Below are 21,272 nucleotides of genomic sequence, written 5' to 3'. Positions count from 1 at the left end.
AGCCTGCAAATCATTGCAGGCTTTTTTGTGTCTAATAGATCATTGATGACTTTAAGAATATTCTTACAACGCGCTACTATCTCACAATGCGCCACTAAAGGTATCACAGGTCTGCACACTGCCACTCTCTAGACCACGAGTGAACCATTGAACGCGCTGTTGACTGGTACCATGAGTAAAGTTATCAGGAACTACCGCTCCACCGCTAGCACGTGCCAGACGATCATCACCGATTTGGCTGGCAGCATTGATGGCTTCATCTATATCGCCTGCTTCTAAGAACTGGACACGCGCTTGGTTACGCTGCGCCCATACCCCTGCGAAGCAATCAGCTTGTAGTTCTTGTAATACGGAGAGCTTATTGGCTTCTGTACGCGTGACTTGACGACTGGCTTCACTGACCTGCTGAGTAATACCCAATAGTGTCTGTACATGGTGGCCGACTTCATGTGAAATCACATAGGCTTGGGCAAAGTCACCTGCCTTACCTTCATTATCTTGACCACCAGAGTCTTGCTGATCACCTGCGATGCCTAGATTTTGACGCATCTCTACGAAAAAAGACGTATCTAAATAAACCGTCTGGTCACCTGGACAATAAAAAGGTCCCGTCGCTGCCGTGGCACTGCCACAGGCTGAACTGACTTGTCCATTAAAAAGAATTAACGACGGTTCCTGATAAGTACTACCGCCCTCATTAAATATTTGATGCCACACTTCTTCTGTATCAGCGAGCACGACTTTCACAAACTGTGTATCACGGTCATCACTGGTCGCCGGCTCAGTCGAGGTATTACTACCACCGGCCACTACTTGACCCGTCTGTAAGGCTGTCATGGGGTTGACCCCAAACACTAACCACAAAATACCCGCGATAATAATACCGCCAATACCACCACCGATCATCTTGCCACCGCCGCTACTCGTACGTACGTTGGAGCTGCCTCGTCTGCCTTGCCATTTCATAATCTTACTCCAGAAACATACGATACATCCTGCTATTCGTATGGATAGTTATTCATGTTATATAATTTTTGAATCGCTTTTGCTACAACCATGCTTGTTAGTTATCTAAAGCTTGGTCCTATTTGTATCATTTCTTTTTGCAATACTTACCTATCCTTAACAATATTTACCTAGCCTTAATAAGACATTAATTTTATGCCTGTACTATTTAAGGTAATCCGTCTAAGCGTATATATTTAAAAGAAAATATTAAACAATAATGGACGTTTATTGGATCTAAAAACAGCTTGGTTTTGGTTAATTATACGTAGATTCATTGAAGTTGTTGTATTAAAAATTATATTAGATGAGCTATGTAAAATACTTTTTACAATTTTATTGTTACTCAATTGTACAAGGTCTTTTCATTTGAAAAGAAAACATATAGAATGCGTGGAAGCTGAGTAGCTGTGACTAAGACTAGTTGAATTCTGAGACATCTCGGACATTCAACCTTTGTCGCTGCTACTGCTCATTTCATTTTTCCGGAGAAAACCATATGAAACTTAAATTACTTGCTCTAGCTGGTATCATGACTGCAACTATGGGCCTTACTGCCTGTGATAGCAACAAAGAAAACGCTGCTGAAGATTTATCTGACGCGCAAGAAGAAGTGCAAGATGCTTCTGAAGAGCTAAACGAAGCTGCTGCTGAAGGCGAAGTTACTGCTGATGCTGAAGCTGCTGTTGCCGGCGCTGAAGCTGACATCGCTGATGCACAAGCTGCAACTGCTACTGACGAAATGGACGCTGAAGTTCCTGTAGACGGTACTACTACTAGCGTAGACGTAGCTAGCGAAACTGATACTGCTGTTGCAGCATCTGACGAAGTTGTTGTTGAAGAGCCAGCTCAGTAATTTTATCGTCTCGACGGTAAACATACTGTAGTAAAAAAAAGAGAGCCTATGCTCTCTTTTTTTATGTCTGCTATTTAGTATATTTACAACTATAGAGCACTCATGTCAGTTTTAACAACATCGCGATATTATAAGATCTCGCAATGGCAAGCGTTAGGTAGGACTCAGTAGCTGCTATTTACTACTCATCAAATAGGCCCTCATCAACCTGTTGACGAAATTTTTGCCCTGTTTTAAAGGTGACCACACGACGTGCTGATACTGCCACGGGCTCCCCTGTCTTAGGGTTACGTCCTGGACGGCTGCTTTTATCTTTAAGCTCGAAGTTGCCAAAGCCTGAAAGCTTGACCTCGTTGCCATCAATCAAACTCTCTGACAATTCATCAAAAAAATTCTCTACCAAACAGCGGCCTTCTTGGCGTGTCAGGTTCAGATGACTCATCAAATGCTCAATCATGTCAGATTTGGTTAAGGTGCTCACAGTACGACTCCTATGCTATGTCGTGATGTCGAATATCATGGATTAGCGGTATCAGGTTAATCTTAGGGTCTGTTGAATATTCAAATATGACACTGGCAGCAGCTATTTTTTAGACAATACGCAGTGAAATTTTGGATGCCTAGTTATTCTAGGTTAGACAATTTCGCCAGATATTGGCAAAAAATAATCCTGCCCTAAAAGGCTGATGCTAAAATCACCCCAAACGTTGTTGTAAACCTAGCTAAGGTCTCGACATTATCGTCGGTTTACGCCTAGTTTGATGCGACTTTAGCGATCAGCAGTCCTAATATTTGAGTGTTCAACAGACCCTAGTCATTATAAAGGTTTTTTACCGTCTTTTTAATAAAGTCTGCATTAAAATCCTTTATTAATAACCACTTAACTTTTTTTACAAATAAAATCTATCGATAAGATAAAAAACGCTATAAATAGCAATGCCCTATAGCCTCACAATTATAAAGGCTACAGAGCATGCTCTACTATTAATGCTAAATGCTAGCTGTCACGCAACTTCGCAGCATGTTGCTCAGTTAAAGCTCGTACCACTTTGTCAGTCGCGGTTTTGACTGCTTCATCAGACAAGGTCTGTAACCTATCCTGCCATACCAAAGCAAAAGCCAATGAACGCTGCCCAGTTGGTACATTGTCGCCTTGATAGACGTCAAACAACCATAGGTCAGTCAATAGCTCACCTGCTGCCGTGCGTATCGTCGACTCTAAGGTCTGCAAGCTAATATCGCTATCTACTAAGATAGCAATATCGCGACGTACTTGTGGGAATTTACTTGGCGTGGTAATCGCATCTTGTTCACGAGCAAGTGTTAGTAGCGGCGCAAGTGATAATTGAGCCACCCACGTAGCTGGCAAATCTAACTGCTTAGCGGTGTTAGGATGCAATTGACCCAACCAGCCGACATACTCATTATCGATATAGAGTTTTGCGCTTTGACCCGGATGCAAGAAGGCAAGCGCACTACGCTCATAGCGGATGCGGGCGCTATCGATTTGCGCTGGTAGCAATTGTTCGATGTCGTGTTTGAGGTCATAAAAGTCTAACGCACGGTTTTGATACGCTTGCTCGTCCCAAATGTCACCCACTGCGACCAATGCAATACTTGGCGTTTGTACCAATTCGCCAATACTTTGACCGACAAAGCTAAGACCCGTTTCAAAGAAACGGACACGTGGCTGCTGACGATTGAGGTTATATTGTACACAAGGCAATAAGCTTGATAGCAAAGTACGGCGCATCACCGCCAAGTCGCTAGAGATAGGATTGGCCAGTGCCAACACTTCTCCAAGCGCTTTATCATCGAGCAAGGCTTCTATTTTTGCATCACTAAAACTAAAGCTAATGGCTTCCATATAGCCATTATTGACCAAGGCCAGCTTCATTTCATGCGTTAAGTCCGCAGTATCGTCATAATCCATGCTGACTTGCAAATGCGGCAACACACTCGGAATATTGTCATAACCGTAAATACGGGCAATCTCTTCGATTAAGTCTTCCTTAATACTCATATCAAAGCGATACGATGGCGGCGTGCAAATCAGCCTATCGGCTTGCTGATCTACCTCAAAGCCTAATTGAGTCAAAATACGCACCATCACGGCTGGCTCAATCTCAATACCGATGACCTCACGGACTTTAGTGATTGGCAAAGTAATCGGCGTACGTGCTGGCAAGTGCTCTCTGCTTTCCACTTTTACTATTTGCCCAGCTTGACCACCAGTGACACTGGTAATCAAATCAACAGCGCGTGCCAAAGCAAGCTCTGGCAATTCAAAATCGACACCACGCTCAAAGCGTTGTGAGGCATCGGTATGCAGACCAAAACGGCGTGCACGAGCGGCAATAGCAAGCTGACTAAAGAAAGCGCTTTCTACAATAATATTGGTGGTACTGTCAGTGACACTACTACGTTGACCGCCCATGATACCAGCAAGTGCCAATGCACCTTTATCATCGGCAATGACCAATTCATCGCCGGTTAAGATAATGGTTTGCTCATTTAATAAAGTGAGGGTCTCGCTAGGCTGTGCCAAACGTACCACGATATCGCCTTCAATGGTATCAGCATCAAACGCGTGTAGCGGCTGACCCAATTCCATCAATACATAGTTGGTCACGTCAACCAAGAAGTTATGCGAGCGTAATCCTGACTGTATTAGCGCATCTTGCATCCATCTTGGGGTGTCGATGCTACGATCAATATTACTGATTGATTGTAGTAAATAGCGCGGGCACGCTTCAACTGCACTAACTGTGACAGCTGGCGTAGTAGTAGAAACGTTATCAGTAACTGCCACGTTGGCAGGAATTTTAGGCTGCTGCATCGGTAAATCGTTGATAACCGATATCTCGCGCGCAATACCGCGTACGCTGAAGCAGTCGCCACGGTTTGGGGTGATAGAGATATCTAAGATTTGATTGTCTAAGCCTAAGTATTCACGGATATCCATACCGACTGGTGCATCAGCTGGTAGCTCAAGCAGGCCATCGATATCGTCCACCAAATCAATTTCAGAAGCACCGCAGAGCATACCGTTAGAGTCGACACCACGCAGGTTGCCATTTTTAATTTTAAAGCCTTTCTTGTCATCGCTTGGGAGCACTGCCCCAACGGTCGCAACAGGTGCTTTCATACCGACGTAGACATTAGGCGCACCGCAAACGATTTGTAACAGCTCAGCGGCACCAATATTCACCTGCGTAACGCGCAGTTTATCAGCATCTGGATGTTGCTCGACGCTGATGACTTCACCGACGACCACACCACTAAAGGCACGGGCAACCGCAAAGCGATCGTCAATCTCAAGCCCTGCCATGGTAAGTTGTTCAGCCAATTGCTCACTGCTATTGTTTGGATTTACCCACTGACGTAGCCACTGTTCGCTAATTTTCATAAATATCTCGGATCAGAATTTTATAATAAAGATTTTGGATTAAAGGTTGGCGAATCAACTTGTTGTATTAACAAGGAGCACTTTTTATATGAACAAGGAGCGCTCTAGCCAAACTGTTTTAAGAAGCGTACGTCGTTTTGGAAAAACAGGCGCAAATCGTCAATGCCGTAGTACAGCATCGCAAAGCGCTCAATACCCATACCAAAAGCAAAGCCGGTGTATTTATCGCTATCAATACCGCAGTTGGTTAGCACTTGTGGATGTACCATACCGCAGCCCATGACCTCAAGCCATTTACCATTATCATCGAGGATATCGACTTCAGCAGAAGGCTCAGTGAATGGGAAAAATGACGGACGAAAACGAACAGTCAATTCTTTAGCAAAGAACGCTTCTAAGAACTCACTAATCAAGCCTTTTAGCTCAGCAAAAGTGCTCGATTCAGTAACCATTAAACCTTCTAACTGATGAAACATCGGCGAATGGGTTTGGTCCGAATCATTACGATAAACGCGACCTGGACAGATGATACGAATCGGAGGTTCATTCTTTTCCATGGTACGAATTTGCACGGGACTGGTATGCGTACGCAATAGATAGTGCGCATCGAAGTAGAAGGTATCGTGCATCGCCCGTGCTGGGTGATGCGAAGGGATATTAAGCGCCTCAAAGTTATAATAATCGCTTTCGACTTCAGGGCCAGTTGCGACATTAAAACCTGCTTGTATAAAGTACTGCTGCATACGCTGAGTAATCATCGTTACTGGATGCAAGTGACCTTTTTGGCCACCGCGAGCAGGCAAAGTGATATCAATGCTTTCGCTTGCAAGCTTAGCATTTAGTGCAGCCACTTCTAGCTGCTGCTGCTGCGCCGTCAATGCATCTTGAATACGGCTACGGACTTGATGTAACCAGCCGCCATAGGTTTTTTTGTCATCGCTACTGAGTTTACCCATCTGCTTTGACCAGCCAGTTAGCGGGCTCTTTTTGCCTGTCAATTGTACGCGCAAATCTTGCAGCGCACGTACATCAGTTACTTGTAGGATCAACGCTTCAGCAGCACTGGCCAGCTCAGTGAGCTGAGCTTCAGTTAGCTCGCTGAGCTCTGTAGACAAGGTCGGTAGCGCCGACAAATCGGTGGTAGCAGCAGGGGTAGTCATAAGACGCATTCTTCCTGATTTAAACGGACTATTAGTAATAGTGATTTATAATTGTAGGGATTTGACCAAATATTGCAAACCATTTACCCATTCATTGTAAATTAAAGACGTGTTACAGAAATGGCTTGAATATTTAGACAATGAAAAGTGCAACTTCCCTAAAAGCGTTTTACATCATAACGGTAATAAAACCGACCGTAAAATAATTTAATATAAAAAAAGCCACCGACCAGCGGTAGCTTTTATTAATATCGACCTATTAATCAATATTAGTCCTATCCATTTAGATAATCCCTTATGAGTAAGTAACTATAGATAATCACTTAACAAGCGGCATGCCTAAAGGACAGTTAATATTTATGCTAGGGCTGCTTTTGCTTTTTCGACCAAGGCTGTGAAAGTTGCTGCATCATGCATAGCGATGTCAGCAAGTACGCGACGATCAACAGTGATGTTAGCCAATTTCATGCCATTGATAAAGCGGCTGTAGCTTAAACCGTTTAAGCGTGCACCAGCATTGATACGTGCAATCCAAAGACGACGGAAAGTACGTTTTTTGTTGCGACGGTCACGATAAGCATATTGACCAGCTTTGGTCACTGCTTGTACCGCTACGCGGTAAACACGTGAACGGGCACCGTAGTAGCCTTTTGCGCGCTTTAAGATTTTTTTGTGACGGCGATTTGCCTGTACACCACGTTTTACACGGGCCATAAATTACTCCAAGATATTGTTAAGCGATTAACGATGTTATGAAATGAATGTTAGTAAATAACAGACATCGTTGTCAGATTGCAAAGTCACATATTTTTAATTAAAAATAGATAACGATAGTCGACTAGAGGTATGGGCACATGCGACGAACTGCTGCTTCGTCAGATTTGTCCACCATCTTTAGACCGCGCAACTGGCGAATACGCTTAGCTGATTTCTTGGTCAAGATATGGCTTTTGAAGGCTTGCTTACGCTTAAAGCCATTCGCTGTTTTTTTGAAGCGTTTAGCGGCACCGCTTCTGGTTTTCATCTTATTTTTCATGATGATTTGCCTCTTTGTCTTTAATAGAACCTGGTCGTCAAATAGTCAATAACGAATAGTGGCTTTAAAAACAACCACTAAACCTCTATTTGCCTCGAGGTGGGAGGCGCTATTTTAGCAGATAGTGCGCTGTTTTGCCAAGGAAAGTTTTAGCCTTACCTTAATAGGTTCTGTCTGGTTATTATTAGGGTCTATTGAACATTCAAATGTGGCACTGGTGACGGCTATTTGTGAATGTTCAATAGACCCTAGTAAATCACGATTTTTTTTGCAAATAGATTGAATGTCAGCTTGAGCTGTGCTTAAGTAGACACTAAGCGGCGCTATACCTTAAAGCGACGATAAACGACGCCATTTATCGCCTATATTTGTCTTGGATTATACGCGGCTCGTTGCTTTTGGACTGCTAGGGCGTGTCCTCATTTTAGAAATGGTCATAAAAATGAGATAAATTGCCGTCAAATGAGGAAAATAGCGAAAATAGCGAAAATAATATCAGGATATTAATCAGCTATTTGACGATGTTTGGCAAAATTTAGCCATTTTTAGCCCATTTAGAGACAAGCGCTTGAATTGAGGACACGCCCTAAGCTCGCTTGCCAAGCGCTCAAAAAATTGATTATGGACAATCATTCTAGGAGAAAGCGTTGTCAAACCAAGAATTAAACTTTGATGACGGAATATTTGTGTTTGAAACGGTGATGCGCGTGCGCAATACCGAAATTGATATGGGTCAACATTTAGCCCTAGAGTCATTGACCGGTTTGCTGACGGAAGCTATGCAGCGTTTCTTATACGCCAAAGGTATTAAAGAGATTAACGCTGATCATCAAGGCTTGATTATTAATGAGTTACAGCTGAGGGTTTTCAGCTGTGTACGGGCGCGTGAGGAGCTTTTGTTTGAGGTTGGCGTTGAGCCATTATATGATAATGGCGGCAATATCGTGTTCAAAGCCACACGCATGCACAATGGTGACATAGTGGCAAAGGCGAGACAACATTTTGTCAATTATGACTTTCGCCTTAATAAAGTAACCACGCTGGATAATACGATTAAAAAAGCCTTGTATCCGCAGTTGTTCGAGCTCTGATAAACACTGATATAACCCATCAATTTACGTAGCCCATCAATAGACGCAAGCTATTTATTTATCTTATCAGTAGATAGCCAATACTGATATTGACTTTTATTGCTGACCACTTAATTATTGACCACTTCCTAATTATAAGACGACAGACAGATTATGACTTTACCTGCTTGGCTAACTGCCATAAAGTTTAACGCTGATGGTTTGATTCCTGCGATTGCTCAAGACCATGCGTCGGGGCGCATTTTGATGATGGCGTGGATGAATGCTGAAGCGCTTCAATTAACGGCACAAACAAAAACCGCCGTGTATTTTTCACGTTCGCGTGCCAAGTTATGGCATAAAGGCGAGTCATCAGGACATACTCAGACAGTCCATGATATTCACTTAGATTGTGATGCCGATGTGATTGTGTTGAGCGTGACTCAAGCTGGGGGTATCGCCTGCCATACGGGTCGCGAGTCTTGCTTTTATCAGCGTTTGGATTTGTCTGGGCAAACGCCGCAATGGCAAACTGTCGATAAGGTATTAAAAGACCCTGCAGATATTTATCAATCAGATAAAACCGCCAGCGCTACTGATCACAACCACGATACTGCTGCGCTTAATGCGGATAATGCTAGTAACGCCGCTGAAAATCATAATACCCAAACGGACAACACCTCTATTTTGCAACAGCTTGATAAGGTATTGGCAGAGCGCAAGCAAGCAGACGCTGACAGCTCTTATGTGGCAAGCTTATACGCAAAAGGGTTGAATAAAATCCTAGAAAAAGTGGGCGAAGAAAGCACAGAGAGTATCATCGCTGCCAAAGATTTTGCCCATTGTGATGAAAATACGGACAAAGCGCAATATGACGAAGCGCGGCACGAGCTTATCTACGAAGTGGCCGACGTTTGGTTTCATACTTTGGTTGGGCTGGCATGGTTCGATATAGAGTCGGACGCGGTGTTGAATGAGCTGGGACGACGCTTTGGACTATCAGGCATCGATGAAAAAGCGGCTCGATAACTTGTGAAATCACAAAGATAACTTGTGGAACTCTAGAATAAGCATCTTCCTTGTTTGATTATTATTGCTTTCACCTTTTTGTCACCTTTCACCTTTTTGTCACAATGGTAGGTTATAATATAGCTCTTTTTAGCTTCGCATCTTACGTCTATATTTTTTGTTTAATAGATCTATATTCTATAAAATAAAGGCATTCATATATAGATATCGCAACCAAGACATTAAGGATACCATTATGGGCAGTTTTTCCATTACGCATTGGCTGATATTATTGGTGGTAGTGGTGGTCGTATTTGGCACCTCAAAGCTTAGAAATGCAGGCAAGGATTTGGGCGGTGCTGTTAAAGGCTTTAAAGAGGCAGTCAAAGACGAAAATGCAGAGCATACCAAAAAACAGGTGGTTCTCGATCATGATGGCAATGCACACCCAACAGATCGCGCCGCAACCAATAAAGTGAAAGATAGCGATATTGACACTGTGCCTGTTGACGATAAGCACCATTGATAATACCGAGTATAGTGCTGGGTATAATACTGCTAGCATCTAGATAGTGATAATCAACCATTATGTTTGATATTGGGTTTTCTGAATTACTGCTCTTTGGCGTTATTGCCTTAATTGTCTTGGGTCCAGAAAAACTGCCCCAAGCAGCGCGTACTGCTGGGCAATGGTATGCTAAAATTCGCCGTACGGTCTCTACGTTACAGTCTGAAATAGAGGCTGAGCTTGACTTGGCTGAAACGCGGCAACAAATGCAAAAAGAGCTGGCTAAAATCCGTGAGACTGAGGCGGAGATGCGGCGTGAGATGGCAGAAATGCGCGGCAGTATGCAAGAGTTTGAGTCTTCACAGAACCAGACTCTAAAAGCTGCGCATGACCCAGACGCTGACCATGCTAATAATGACAAAAGCAATCACCAGCAAGATGCTAGCGGTCAAAAAAACACGCCATCTATCACGCCCAAGGTATTCGACTACGCCTACGGTCAGGACGAAACAGCAACAGATTCTGAGCAATTACTGAAACACGCTACTGACGACGAAACCTCAAAAACTGCCTCTATTGCTAATACTCAACCAATTACTCAAGCCATTACCACCAAGCCATGGGAAAACATGTGGTTTCGTTTGGGCGCTTATGATAAGGCACGACGCTTACCTGCAGCGCCCTATTTACCAAACTATAAAGCAGATATGTTACTAAACCGGCCTTTAGACAGCGCTTTAAACAAACAGCTTTCTGTTAATAAGCAGGAGACTGATTAGTGGGTTTATTTAAACGCAAAAAGAGTCGCCAAGAAAAAGTCGCTGACGCAGACCGAGAGCAAGTAGCTGATACCGCGATTGATGAGGACTCTAATGACATATTAGCCTCACTCGCTGATATGCCAATCACTGAGCATCTGATTGAGCTACGCTCGCATTTAATCAAAATATGCGTGGCAGTGTTGGTCATATTTTTAGCGTTAGTTGGGTTTTCGCGCGAGCTCTATAATTTTTTATCCGATCCATTGGTCGCTCAGCTACCCGCCAATTCGACCATGATTGCCACGGATATCACCTCCAATTTCATGGCGCCGATACGCCTGACCGTTTTTGTCGCTGCCTTCTGTGCCATGCCCTATATTTTGTATCAGATTTGGTCATTTGTCGCACCGGGGTTGTATAAAAAAGAGAAAAAAATCGCGATTCCTGTGCTTGCGTCATCAATTTTTTTATTTTATGCGGGTGTGGCTTTTTCTTACTTTATCGTGCTCAAAGGCGTGTTGAAATTCTTTATCATGTTTGCGCCGCAGAATGTCTTGCCGATGACGGATATCGACAGTTATTTAAGCTTTGCACTTAAGCTGTTTATGGTGTTTGGCCTGACTTTTGAGATTCCAGTGGTGACCTTACTGTTGATATTGGTGGGCATTGTCTCCATTCAAAGCCTAGAAGAGAAACGTCGCTATATTATTGTGGGTTGTTTTGCCGTGTCAGCAGTCGTTACACCGCCTGATGGTGTGTCGATGTTGTTACTCGCCATTCCCATGTGGCTATTGTTTGAGTTAGGGCTGCTATTAGCAAAAATCTTAATCAAAGAAAAGCCTAGTTCTGATTTGGCAGCCGTAGATAGTGAGTAAAAAAACACAGCCCCTATAGTAATTAGATTCGACTGCCCTCTATCCCATTTATTAGCTTATAGTCGAAGTAGTTATTAGCCTTACTAAGCGTCATTATTGTTCGCCAGCCATTGCTTATCCAGTGGCTTTTTTTACCCCCATCGTTTTTACTCACTTTTAGTCTTTTAGGTAGCTTTATTATGTCCGCATCTATGCCAGCTTATATGAGCGATCCCACTGATGAGCAGCTGAGCGCGCTTAATATGGCAATGGATCACAAGTCATTTAAAGTGGTCGCTTATGCAGGCGCAGGTAAAACAACGACGCTGAAGCTGATCGGTGAACGCTTACGTGGGCGCGGCTTATATCTAGCCTTTAACAAGGCGATTGCCAACGATGCGCGGCAAAAATTCCCCGGTCACGTGGATTGCCGTACCTTTCACTCACTCGCCTATCGTCATGTTGCCCGTGATATTACCGCCAAACTGTCATTACCACGCTTTTCACCCAAACGTCTGGGTGATGATTTAGGCTTACAACCGGTGCAAGTACGTCGGCAAATGGATGGGGTTAATAAATATATCACCCTCACGCCAGCACGCTTGTCGCGCTTCGTTAGTGATGCGGTGAACAATTTTTGTAGTACGCATGCCAGTTATCCTGCACCACGGCATATTGAATTTCCAAGTTGGCTCGATGATTCTGATGCCGAGCAGCTGCGCGAGATGCTCTACCCCGCCGTTGAGCAACGCTGGCTACAATCGATTGATGCGCGCCATCCGGCTGGTATTGGGCATGATATCTATCTTAAATTATGGGCATTATCCAAGCCCAGTATTCCTGCGGATTTCATCTTGTTTGATGAAGCGCAAGATGCCGACCCCTTAATGATGGGGATTTTGACCCAGCAGCCACGGCAGGTGATTTATGTCGGCGACGCCCATCAGCAGATTTATGAGTGGCGCGGCGCGGTCAATGCGATGAAAAAGCTGCCATTGCCGCAGACCTTGTTGACGCAGTCGTTTCGCTTTGGTGAACCGATTGCTGAGATTGCCAATACTTTGCTCAAAGCCCTGCAAGAAGACGTACCGTTAAAAGGCAACCCAAATAAGCAGTCTTCTACCGAAAAAGGCTTGGTACACAGTAAAAAAGATGCCATCCTATGTCGTACCAATGCGGCAGCAATGTCGCAGCTATTGACTGGTCTCAAACTCGGTCACCGAGTGGCGCTACAAGCGGATACCGATCGCATGCTTAAGTTCTGTCAGGCAGCCGAGAACTTAAAAAATGGTAAATCAGCATATGGCGTGCCCGAGCTGGCGTATTTTTATAATTGGGGTGACGTACAAGAATACTCTGAAACCAACGAAGGCAGTGACCTTAAAACCTTGGTTAAACTGGTCGACGACCATGGCACCAATGTTTTGAGCCAAGCCGTCAATAGCTTATCCAGTATTGAAAATGCCGACTATGTCATCTCAACCGCGCATAAAGCGAAAGGCCTTGAATGGGGCAAAGTACAGCTCGATGATGATTTTTATTATGATGTGACCACCAATGCGGTCAAGATAAGCCCAGAAGAATTGCGCTTGCTCTATGTCGCTTGTACGCGCGCGCAAAGTAATTTGGACATCCATCATATCAAAGACTTGATATCAGGATTGCAGACGGGTAAAAAAGTGATTTTTGGCAATACTTAATGTTGCCCGAGCTCACCCTTTATCGCCTTTGCCATTCTCAATTTATAATGTTGACTTTCCGATCATGAATCATAATCAGCAACTTCAGACACGCCAAAACACCATACAACAGTTATTTGCCAATCCCGTCCGCCTACTCGCACCAATGGAAGGCTTGACCGATCCATTAATGCGGCAAATTTTGACACAGATTGCCACAGACTTGGGTCGTCCTTATGATTGGTCAGTGAGTGAATTTATTCGCGTCACCCAAACTGTCTTGCCCGCGCATGTGTTTTATAAGTACGTGCCAGAGCTGCATTATGATGCCAAAACTGCATCCGGTACGCCGATTCATATTCAGCTACTCGGTAGTGACGCGCAGTTGATGGCTGACAATGCCGCTTATGCTGCCGAGCTTGGGGCGCCGGCCATTGATATTAACTTTGGTTGTCCGGCTAAAACGGTAAATAGCCATCGTGGTGGCTCAGTGCTGCTTGATGAACCTGAAGTCATGTACGAGATAATCAACACAGTAAGAACAGCAGTACCTAGCGATATTCCTGTATCCGCAAAGATTCGCTTGGGCTATACCGACACCAGTCGCATGGATGATATTCGCAGTGCGATTGAAGACAGTGGTGCTGATTGGCTAACCATTCATGCACGGACAAAAACCCAAGGTTATAAACCGCCCGCTTACTGGGACAAGATTCAAAGTTTTAATGCGCTTAATATTCCCGTCATTGCCAATGGTGAAATATGGAACGCCGAGCATGCACAGAATTGTATGACGCAAGCGGGGACCAATCATTTGATGTTAGGTCGCGGCGCGGTTACTCGTCCCGATTTGATTGCGCAGGTTGATGGCCATAATAATGATGCAGAAACATTGACCGCCTTAGTCTGGGAAGACTTAATCGGGCATCAGATTAAGTTCTTAGAAGGTGCCGCAAAAAGCGATGTGGTATTGGTCGGACGTTATAAGCAGTGGTTAGCGATGCTCACCAAAGGCTATAGCGAGGCAAAGATATTGTGGGACCGTATAAAGCGAGAAAAAAATAAAGCAGCTATTATTAGCGCACTACGAATGAGTGTCCGATAATAATACCTGCCTTTATTCTAAACTGGTCTTTTGATAAAAAACGAACGCTAGACGCTTACCCGAATGGCCAGATAAAAAAGCATCAAACAACAGGCAATTGATAATACCCAAAGTATCGAGCGAAACGTTGCCAAATTAGTAATATATGCCACGCAATAGCCAACCCTAATCAGCACATAAAGCCAAGCCAGCGTGTTGATAATTGATTGCGGTACAAAGAACAACATCGCCACCAATACCGCTGCCAAAAATACGGGTAATGTCTCATAGCTGTTTTGCTGAGCGGCATTAGCGCGTGCTGCTGCGCCAGTCGTACTGTGTAAAAAGTCACGCGGATGCGCATTGTCAGCCAAGTTAAAGCCACCAATGGCTTTCGCAGTCAGTGCCATAGCGAGTGGTAACAGACTTGCCACCACCATCGCCCAAATCGCTGACGCTGCGGTATTAGGGATCAACCCAAAGAGTGCATTCATTAGTCTATTTGCCCCTACCCTGCAATCACTTCAAAATCATGGGTAATATTCACCCCACCTTGTACCAACATTCTACTGGCCGAGCAGTATTTTTCTGCTGATAAATGAATCGCCTTTTCAACTTGCTTATCTTTGATATCTTGACCAGTCACCACAAAGTGCATATGAATATCAGTATATACCGCTGGGACGGTTTCAGCACGCTGAGCTGTCAGCTCACAAAGCACGTCTGTCACTGCTTGACGTGACTTTTGTAAAATCGCTACCACATCGTAGCTCGCACAACCACCTAGCCCTAGTAGGATTAGCTCCATGGGACTGGAACCCTTCTCTTTATCGGCATCGATTTGAACGTTATGTCCCGATGGGGACACGCCCCTAAAGGCTTTATTTTCTTGCCACGTAACGCTTGCTTTTGACTCTGACATGTTAGATTACCCTTATTTTAATGTGTGATTTAAACGTTTTTTATTGGCTGAATATTTTATTTTTGCTTGAGATTAGCCCACTTACCATTTAGGGTTCAGATTGAGGACACGCCCTAGTGTAGCATAAGCTAAAACGAGATTTTAAAAAGCCACTGTCTTAGATTATTACCCTGAGCGTTTGATGAGTCTATTTTTGAGTGTTCACTTTGGTTAGTGAGATTTATCGTTCTGCTCTGAATATGCCTTTTTAAATATAACTTAGATTTATCGTTATGGCGTCTAAAACTTACCTACAAAAATCCATTTATAACTGTCTGATTTTAAAGGGTTAAACTCGTGAAACATTTTATAGCAAAATACTGTTACACATTTGGGTTGTTTCTTGGTTTAATAACGGTAATGAATCTTATTTTTACCTGATATTGATAACTGTCACCCTATAATAATTATGATTGCTATCGTTGTGTCATGTTGAAATAAGCTATTTTTAGACAAATTAAAAAGGGTTAGTCATGATAGATGCAGACGGCTTTCGCGCCAATGTCGGCATCATCTTGGCAAATACACAAGGACAAGTTCTGTGGGCAAAACGTATTGGTCACAACGCTTGGCAGTTTCCTCAAGGCGGTATCGACCGCGGGGAGACGCCGATGGATGCAATGTATCGCGAGCTCTGGGAAGAGGTCGGTTTACATCCGCGTCATGTAGATTTATTGGCAGTCACGCAAGATTGGTTGCGTTATCGGCTGCCGAAACGCTATGTGCGTCATGGACAGCACCCTTTGTGTATTGGGCAAAAACAAAAGTGGTTTTTGCTGCGCTTAGATGAGCCAAATACTCAACATATCCGCTTTGATGAGGGAAAACCGGAATTTGACCATTGGCAATGGGTCAGCTACTGGTATCCACTCGGACAAGTGATTCACTTTAAACGCGGGGTATACCGTCGTGCTTTGCAAGAGCTGGCACGTGAATTACCGCTTAAACAAGAACTGATTATCCCTGAGCAGACCAACCATTTGCTTCTTACCTAGCCTCTGGTTTATTGTTTGTTTGGTAGTAAATACAAAAAATCCTGCATCTATTATGGATGCAGGATTTTTTGTATTTAAAATAGCTAGGGCGTGTCCTCAATTCAACTGATAACAATCTAAATGGTGATGAAAATGAGGACACGCCCTAGATTTATGGTTTGATGGCAACCTTTAGTACGCCATCACGTTGATGCATAAATAAGTCATAGGCTGCAACAATATCGTCTAGCGCGTAGGTATGTGTGACCATCTCAGATAAATCGACACGCCCTGACTCCACCACATTTAATAGACGACGCATCCGTTCTTTACCACCCGGGCACAAGGCGGTGCGGATAGTATGATCACCAAGACCTGCTGCAAAGTGTGACATGGGGATGCTTAAGTCTTCTGAATAAACGCCAAGGCTTGATAGCGTACCGCCTGGTTTTAAAATTTTCAGACATTGTTCAAAGGTAGATTGTAAGCCCAATGCTTCGATACTGCTATCAACCCCGCGACCCGCAGTAATTTTCATAATCTCGTCAACGATATCCACTTCGTTAAAATTGAGGGTAATATCGGCCCCCAGTTTCTTAGACATCGCTAAGCGCTCGTTATTGCCATCAATAGCGATAATGGTAGACGCCCCTCTCAGCTTGGCACCAGCAGTGGCGCACAATCCAATTGGACCTTGCGCAAATACAGCCACGATATCGCCAATTTTGATATTGGCATTTTCAGCACCCTTAAAACCAGTAGACATGATGTCTGGGCACATCAGCACTTGCTCATCAGTCAGCCCATTAGGCACAGGCGCTAGGTTGGCCTGCGCATCGGGTACTAAAACGTATTCGGCTTGCGTGCCATCGATGATATTACCGAAGCGCCATCCGCCAGTCGCTTTATAACCATGACAAGGACAAGTCCCGTCTGGCCCGATGTAACCACCATCTTGTGAAGGAAAGCCATCTTGGCTGGCATAAGAAGTAAAACTTGGGCAAATCGCGCCAGCAATCACTCGTTGACCTTCTTCATAACCCATCACCGCACTACCGAGCTTTTCGATAATACCGACTGGCTCATGACCAATGGTCAACCCTTGAGCAACGGGATACTCACCCTTAAAAATATGAATATCGGTGCCGCAAATGGTCGTTGTAGTGATTTTTATAAGAGCGTCATTGGGCCCAACATCGGGAATTTTCTTCTCTGCAATTTCAATTTTACCTGGCGCAACAAATATTAGTGATTTCATCATACTCATGTCACACTCCTTGTTTTCACACTGTTTTCACACTGTTTTCACACTTATTTGATTCATACTAGGGCGTGTCTTCATTTCAAAAATGGTGATAAAAATGAGATCGATTTCCGTCAAACAAGAAAAATAGCGTAGATAATATCGGGATATTAACCAGCTATTTGACAATGTTTGGCAAGGTTTATCCATTTTTAGCCCATCTAGATGAGTATTGAATGAATTGAAAACACGCCCTGACTGTCATTTAATAGTCAGTAATTGCATTAGATACTAGCAGTAAATTCTAAGCCCCTACTCAGTGAGTGTAAGCCATAAGCGCGACACTTTAAAGCAAAAACCACAATTACTTTAGGGTTTTTAAAATTGCCTACTGGTTCGTGTGAGAACAAGGGTGCATATGACTGAAAATAAGTGATTGTTTTATTCACCAACTGCTGAGTGTGGGTACTCGCGACTGACAATCTGAGCTGTAAAATTTGAGCCTTTATCCTCATCACGCAACGTTAAGATACTTTGAGTGCGAGTGCCATAAGTTGGTACGTTCTTAGCACTATCGCCAAAAGCGACAGGCTCGATGTAAATAGAAGACAAGGTTTGCTCAATCTCATTGGTCATGCCAGTATCTGGCAGCTTGTCCGCTGGTGCTTTGATATTATCTGACAGCACCTCAAAGGCCGCCTGTTGCCAGTATGCAGGTGAGCTATTCTCAGCAATCAAGGGCAATACTTCTTGCCGCAGTCTGCCACGTAGGCGCTCAGTTTTGAACCAACTATCCTCTGGCTGACCGTTAGAGATAACGTGCAATCCTGCATGTAAGGGCGTGGGAGCATGACCACGATTATTAACGAGGACCGCTTGGGTCGCATCACCTATAATTAAATTGAAGCCAGCATAGTCTTGCAAACTGATTTGCCGTGCAAACTCTATTGGGCTTAGCGTACTGGTCAAGAAATCGGTGACCAGTTCACCACGTGAGCGTTCGTCATTACTTGCCTGCACGCCATCGCGAAAGTTCAATACCGCTGCCCAACGTCCGTTTTGCTCATATAAATCGTCATATGACTTTTGATAGATACCTAACCAAGTGCCGCCGCTTTGTTTATCGCGTCCGGCACAGATAGGTTTATCAGCCCATTGATGTAACGGCTCGGTTGGGCGCTGCAAAAACTCATCGCGATTGGACAATAAAACCAAAGGCAGCTCATCAAATAATTGCCAAGCAATGGCGACGATACACATAGCATTCCTTTTATATGATTATTATATAATCGTTCCGATATCAAAAAGGGTCGTTCAAAATAGCGTCCTGCTGGTATAAATTTTCCTAGCTTGCTGTGCGCTTCGCACTCCAGAGGCTTCAAAAAATTTATCCTAACAGCACTCCCATCGGTATTATATTTTTTTCAATTGAATCGATTATATAGGGTCTGATGAACATTCAAATGTGGTACTGGCAGCGTCTATTTTTTAGACAATACGCAGTGAAATTTTTGACGACTAGTCGTTCTAGGTTCGACAATTTCGCCATGTATTGGCAAAAAATAGCCCTGCCCCTGCTTGTATACTTGGGGCTGATGCTAAAATCACCCCAAACGTTGTTGTAAACCTAGCTAAGGTCTCGACATTATCGTCGGTTTACGCCTGATTTGATAAAAGGTTTGAGACGATTTTAGCGATCAGCAGTCCTAATATTTGAATGTTCAACAGACCCTAGTTCTTATTTAGCATTAATTGGTGTTTAACTGCTTATCAGCCGGATAGCTAATTTGATAAGTAGACTGCATCACTTGCGACTGTTTACTCGGCAAATCAAACTCCCAAGCGACCATACCTTTATTGTCATTCCAGTCTTTTTGGCTCACTGCTGGGGTGTGCGTCGCAGTGACCTTAATACTGTCATCACTGCTAACCGGCTCACTACCCAAGACTTGTAAATGCACGCTACGATTGTGCTGATTGGTGAACTGATAGGCTTGGATGGTCGTTCTGGTTTGCTGACGATTAAACACGCCTTTATCACCTTGTTTGTCTTCATCAGTGAGTTGCTTGACCAGCATACTGGGATCGATGCCAAAACCAATACCCTGCTCTTTTAGATTCTGGTAGCTATAGCGCGATTGCCCGACATAGTTGTCATCACGGTACAATTGCAAAGAGCCATCGACCCAAGCCGGAGTCAAGAACGGCGCGGATGCGTACCAGTAGCCAGCGGCTTCCACACTCGGCGTACTACGAATCCACAGCTTGCTACTGCCTGATTGCTCATCAATAACCGTGCGTACCCGCCTGCCATCACTTGGAATACTAATACGCTGCGGCAGTCGATATTCGGTGATGCCGTTTTTATTCTGACTGCTCACGCTAAAGCTCGGTAGCGGTGGCATCTCTGCAGCCCCTGCTCCGCCATAGCTATCACTACCTACAACAACGACTGGAGCAGACTCCATCATAGGCTGTGCATAGCGTGACAATTTACTATTTGGCTGTTCTTCATATAATGACAAGCGCTCGACTCTTGGTAGTTGGCTGGTCGTGGTTTGATTGGGATTAACTGAGCTTAATACCAAAGGAACCTTTAGCCAATTCTCCCCTGTTTGCTGGGCAATAACGGCAGAGGCGATGATGTTTAATTGTTTGCTCTCCGTGTTGAGACGTGCTTGATAGGTCGGCTCCCAACTGGCGCCGCGCACTTGATAATGCAGCTTGACGCTGCTTGGCGAACGACTTGCGACGCGCACACTCACTTGCGTCACACTATCCTGTGCTTGAGTTGTACTGCCAGCCATCAGCTGGTTCAGCGTATCTTGCGCGCGCGCTTGGCGCTGCTGAATATTCAAAATTCTTTTATTGATACTGGCCGCTTGCGTCTCTACCTCACGCGCATTATCGGCAAGGCTACCATCTGTACTCATTTGCGTGACCTTGGTAAGGTTTTGCAAGTAGGCTTTTGCTAAGCGTGCCGCCTCTAACTCCGCATTAATCGCGTCCAAATTATTCTGCTGCGTCTGTACGTTGGCATCACCTTGATATTGACACTGTGCCGCTTGTTCAGCGCTTAAGGTTTCGATGCTGACTTCGCCAATATTAACGTCATTAGCCGCTTGCACACTCAGGCTGTCTTTATCGATATAAGGGGATAAACAAGAAAAAACCAGCGTTTGCTCGCCACTATTAGTAATGGGTAACGCACGGGTGACACTGGCTAAGCCTTGATAAATCGTCACTTGCTCAATACTGCTATTGGCTGCCTGAGCAGGAGTCACACTTAAAGCCGCTATGCCAAATAAACTCAGCGACATTAACCGCGTTTTAGCAATCAACTTAGATGATATTGCCACTTTGGATAAATCAGCTTGCATAATCATTCCTTAAAAGTACGTTTAATCCATTAATAGGTTTCATTAGCGCAAGCCCATGCTCTGTAACGCTTTATTAAACATGATGCTATATTTATTATAATCGTTATTCTAAGCATTATTTCTTAAAGCACTTTTCTCAAGGAGCTTTTTTATATCTTAGCGGTTTTCTATCTTTCTTTCTAGATGTTACCAGTAGCAGATAAGTTGTTACGATGGGATTCGCCTAATAGTAATTTGGTATGCCTAACAAACTATTTTTGCTATTATGACCCACATTCTATTAT

The 21,272-nt window shown here is 44.1% G+C and carries 20 protein-coding genes; 9 read left to right on the top strand and 11 right to left on the bottom strand.

Translation table 11 applies throughout. The annotated features are described in order from the left end of the window. Positions 1 to 81: 81 nt before the first annotated feature. Positions 82 to 966 (bottom strand): neutral zinc metallopeptidase, encoded by an 885-nt coding sequence (locus CXF65_RS02580; protein ID WP_101210941.1) that lies wholly within the window; start codon positions 964 to 966, stop codon positions 82 to 84. 538 nt (positions 967 to 1,504) lie between these two features. Between CXF65_RS02580 and CXF65_RS02575 the strand changes: the two genes are divergently transcribed. Then, a complete protein-coding gene (locus CXF65_RS02575) occupies positions 1,505 to 1,861 on the top strand; it encodes a hypothetical protein (RefSeq protein ID WP_025651523.1) in 357 nt (118 codons plus the stop codon). A gap of 181 nt (positions 1,862 to 2,042) precedes the next feature. On the opposite strand, the gene CXF65_RS02570 is transcribed toward CXF65_RS02575, so the two are convergent. The 5 genes from CXF65_RS02570 to rpmI all read right to left on the bottom strand — a co-directional run bounded on the left by CXF65_RS02570 (position 2,043) and on the right by rpmI (position 7,466). Further along, positions 2,043 to 2,342 carry an integration host factor subunit alpha gene (locus tag CXF65_RS02570; RefSeq protein ID WP_101210940.1) on the bottom strand — a complete coding sequence of 100 codons (300 nt, stop codon included), beginning with the start codon at positions 2,340 to 2,342 and terminating at the stop codon, positions 2,043 to 2,045. A 516-nt stretch (positions 2,343 to 2,858) separates the two neighbouring features. Then, entirely contained in the window at positions 2,859 to 5,270 is a 2,412-nt protein-coding gene (pheT, locus tag CXF65_RS02565) for a phenylalanine--tRNA ligase subunit beta (RefSeq protein WP_101210939.1), read from the bottom strand. Between the two features lie 104 nt (positions 5,271 to 5,374). Continuing rightward, positions 5,375 to 6,430 (bottom strand): phenylalanine--tRNA ligase subunit alpha, encoded by a 1,056-nt coding sequence (pheS, locus tag CXF65_RS02560; RefSeq protein WP_037026232.1) that lies wholly within the window; start codon positions 6,428 to 6,430, stop codon positions 5,375 to 5,377. A 357-nt stretch (positions 6,431 to 6,787) separates the two neighbouring features. Then, on the bottom strand, positions 6,788 to 7,144 hold the full coding sequence (rplT, locus tag CXF65_RS02555; protein WP_025651520.1) for a 50S ribosomal protein L20: 357 nt from the start codon (positions 7,142 to 7,144) through the stop codon (positions 6,788 to 6,790). Between the two features lie 124 nt (positions 7,145 to 7,268). Then, on the bottom strand, positions 7,269 to 7,466 hold the full coding sequence (gene rpmI, locus CXF65_RS02550) for a 50S ribosomal protein L35 (protein WP_025651519.1): 198 nt from the start codon (positions 7,464 to 7,466) through the stop codon (positions 7,269 to 7,271). Positions 7,467 to 8,113: 647 nt separating this feature from the next. Between rpmI and CXF65_RS02545 the strand changes: the two genes are divergently transcribed. The 7 genes from CXF65_RS02545 (at position 8,114) to CXF65_RS02515 (ending at position 14,451) form a co-directional block, all read left to right on the top strand. Further along, on the top strand, positions 8,114 to 8,557 hold the full coding sequence (locus tag CXF65_RS02545) for a thioesterase family protein (protein WP_101210938.1): 444 nt from the start codon (positions 8,114 to 8,116) through the stop codon (positions 8,555 to 8,557). Positions 8,558 to 8,710: 153 nt separating this feature from the next. Beyond that, positions 8,711 to 9,565, top strand: coding sequence for a bifunctional phosphoribosyl-AMP cyclohydrolase/phosphoribosyl-ATP diphosphatase HisIE (hisIE, locus tag CXF65_RS02540; protein ID WP_101210937.1), 855 nt, complete (start codon positions 8,711 to 8,713; stop codon positions 9,563 to 9,565). 235 nt (positions 9,566 to 9,800) lie between these two features. After that, a complete protein-coding gene (gene tatA / locus CXF65_RS02535) occupies positions 9,801 to 10,070 on the top strand; it encodes a Sec-independent protein translocase subunit TatA (RefSeq protein WP_101210936.1) in 270 nt (89 codons plus the stop codon). 62 nt (positions 10,071 to 10,132) lie between these two features. Beyond that, entirely contained in the window at positions 10,133 to 10,831 is a 699-nt protein-coding gene (tatB, locus tag CXF65_RS02530) for a Sec-independent protein translocase protein TatB (protein ID WP_025651515.1), read from the top strand. After that, positions 10,831 to 11,688, top strand: coding sequence for a twin-arginine translocase subunit TatC (tatC, locus tag CXF65_RS02525; protein WP_101210935.1), 858 nt, complete (start codon positions 10,831 to 10,833; stop codon positions 11,686 to 11,688). The genes tatB and tatC overlap by 1 nt, the downstream gene beginning before the upstream one ends. A 179-nt stretch (positions 11,689 to 11,867) precedes the next feature. Then, positions 11,868 to 13,367 carry a UvrD-helicase domain-containing protein gene (locus CXF65_RS02520; protein ID WP_101210934.1) on the top strand — a complete coding sequence of 500 codons (1,500 nt, stop codon included), beginning with the start codon at positions 11,868 to 11,870 and terminating at the stop codon, positions 13,365 to 13,367. A gap of 64 nt (positions 13,368 to 13,431) precedes the next feature. Continuing rightward, positions 13,432 to 14,451 (top strand): tRNA dihydrouridine synthase, encoded by a 1,020-nt coding sequence (locus CXF65_RS02515; RefSeq protein WP_101210933.1) that lies wholly within the window; start codon positions 13,432 to 13,434, stop codon positions 14,449 to 14,451. 47 nt (positions 14,452 to 14,498) lie between these two features. Here CXF65_RS02515 and CXF65_RS02510 read toward each other — a convergent pair whose 3' ends face one another. Both CXF65_RS02510 and CXF65_RS02505 read right to left on the bottom strand, forming a co-directional pair. Continuing rightward, positions 14,499 to 14,924, bottom strand: a complete 426-nt coding sequence (locus CXF65_RS02510; RefSeq protein ID WP_025651511.1) for an MAPEG family protein — start codon at positions 14,922 to 14,924, stop codon at positions 14,499 to 14,501. 14 nt (positions 14,925 to 14,938) lie between these two features. Then, a complete protein-coding gene (locus tag CXF65_RS02505) occupies positions 14,939 to 15,352 on the bottom strand; it encodes an OsmC family protein (protein ID WP_101210932.1) in 414 nt (137 codons plus the stop codon). A gap of 512 nt (positions 15,353 to 15,864) precedes the next feature. Here CXF65_RS02505 and CXF65_RS02500 point away from each other — a divergent pair. Then, positions 15,865 to 16,386 (top strand): RNA pyrophosphohydrolase, encoded by a 522-nt coding sequence (locus CXF65_RS02500; RefSeq protein ID WP_025651508.1) that lies wholly within the window; start codon positions 15,865 to 15,867, stop codon positions 16,384 to 16,386. 151 nt (positions 16,387 to 16,537) lie between these two features. On the opposite strand, the gene CXF65_RS02495 is transcribed toward CXF65_RS02500, so the two are convergent. The 3 genes from CXF65_RS02495 to CXF65_RS02485 all read right to left on the bottom strand — a co-directional run bounded on the left by CXF65_RS02495 (position 16,538) and on the right by CXF65_RS02485 (position 20,988). Further along, on the bottom strand, positions 16,538 to 17,632 hold the full coding sequence (locus CXF65_RS02495; RefSeq protein ID WP_025651507.1) for an NAD(P)-dependent alcohol dehydrogenase: 1,095 nt from the start codon (positions 17,630 to 17,632) through the stop codon (positions 16,538 to 16,540). A 417-nt stretch (positions 17,633 to 18,049) separates the two neighbouring features. After that, positions 18,050 to 18,868, bottom strand: coding sequence for an NRDE family protein (locus CXF65_RS02490; protein ID WP_101210931.1), 819 nt, complete (start codon positions 18,866 to 18,868; stop codon positions 18,050 to 18,052). Positions 18,869 to 19,356: 488 nt separating this feature from the next. Then, positions 19,357 to 20,988, bottom strand: coding sequence for a DUF4139 domain-containing protein (locus CXF65_RS02485; protein WP_227523182.1), 1,632 nt, complete (start codon positions 20,986 to 20,988; stop codon positions 19,357 to 19,359). Positions 20,989 to 21,272 lie beyond the last annotated feature (284 nt).

This window comes from Psychrobacter sp. Sarcosine-3u-12, from assembly GCF_002836005.1.
In the GTDB taxonomy this organism is placed as follows: domain Bacteria; phylum Pseudomonadota; class Gammaproteobacteria; order Pseudomonadales; family Moraxellaceae; genus Psychrobacter; species Psychrobacter okhotskensis.
Note: the sequence above shows the minus strand (reverse complement) of the source record. Positions and strands in the feature narration are given on the sequence as shown.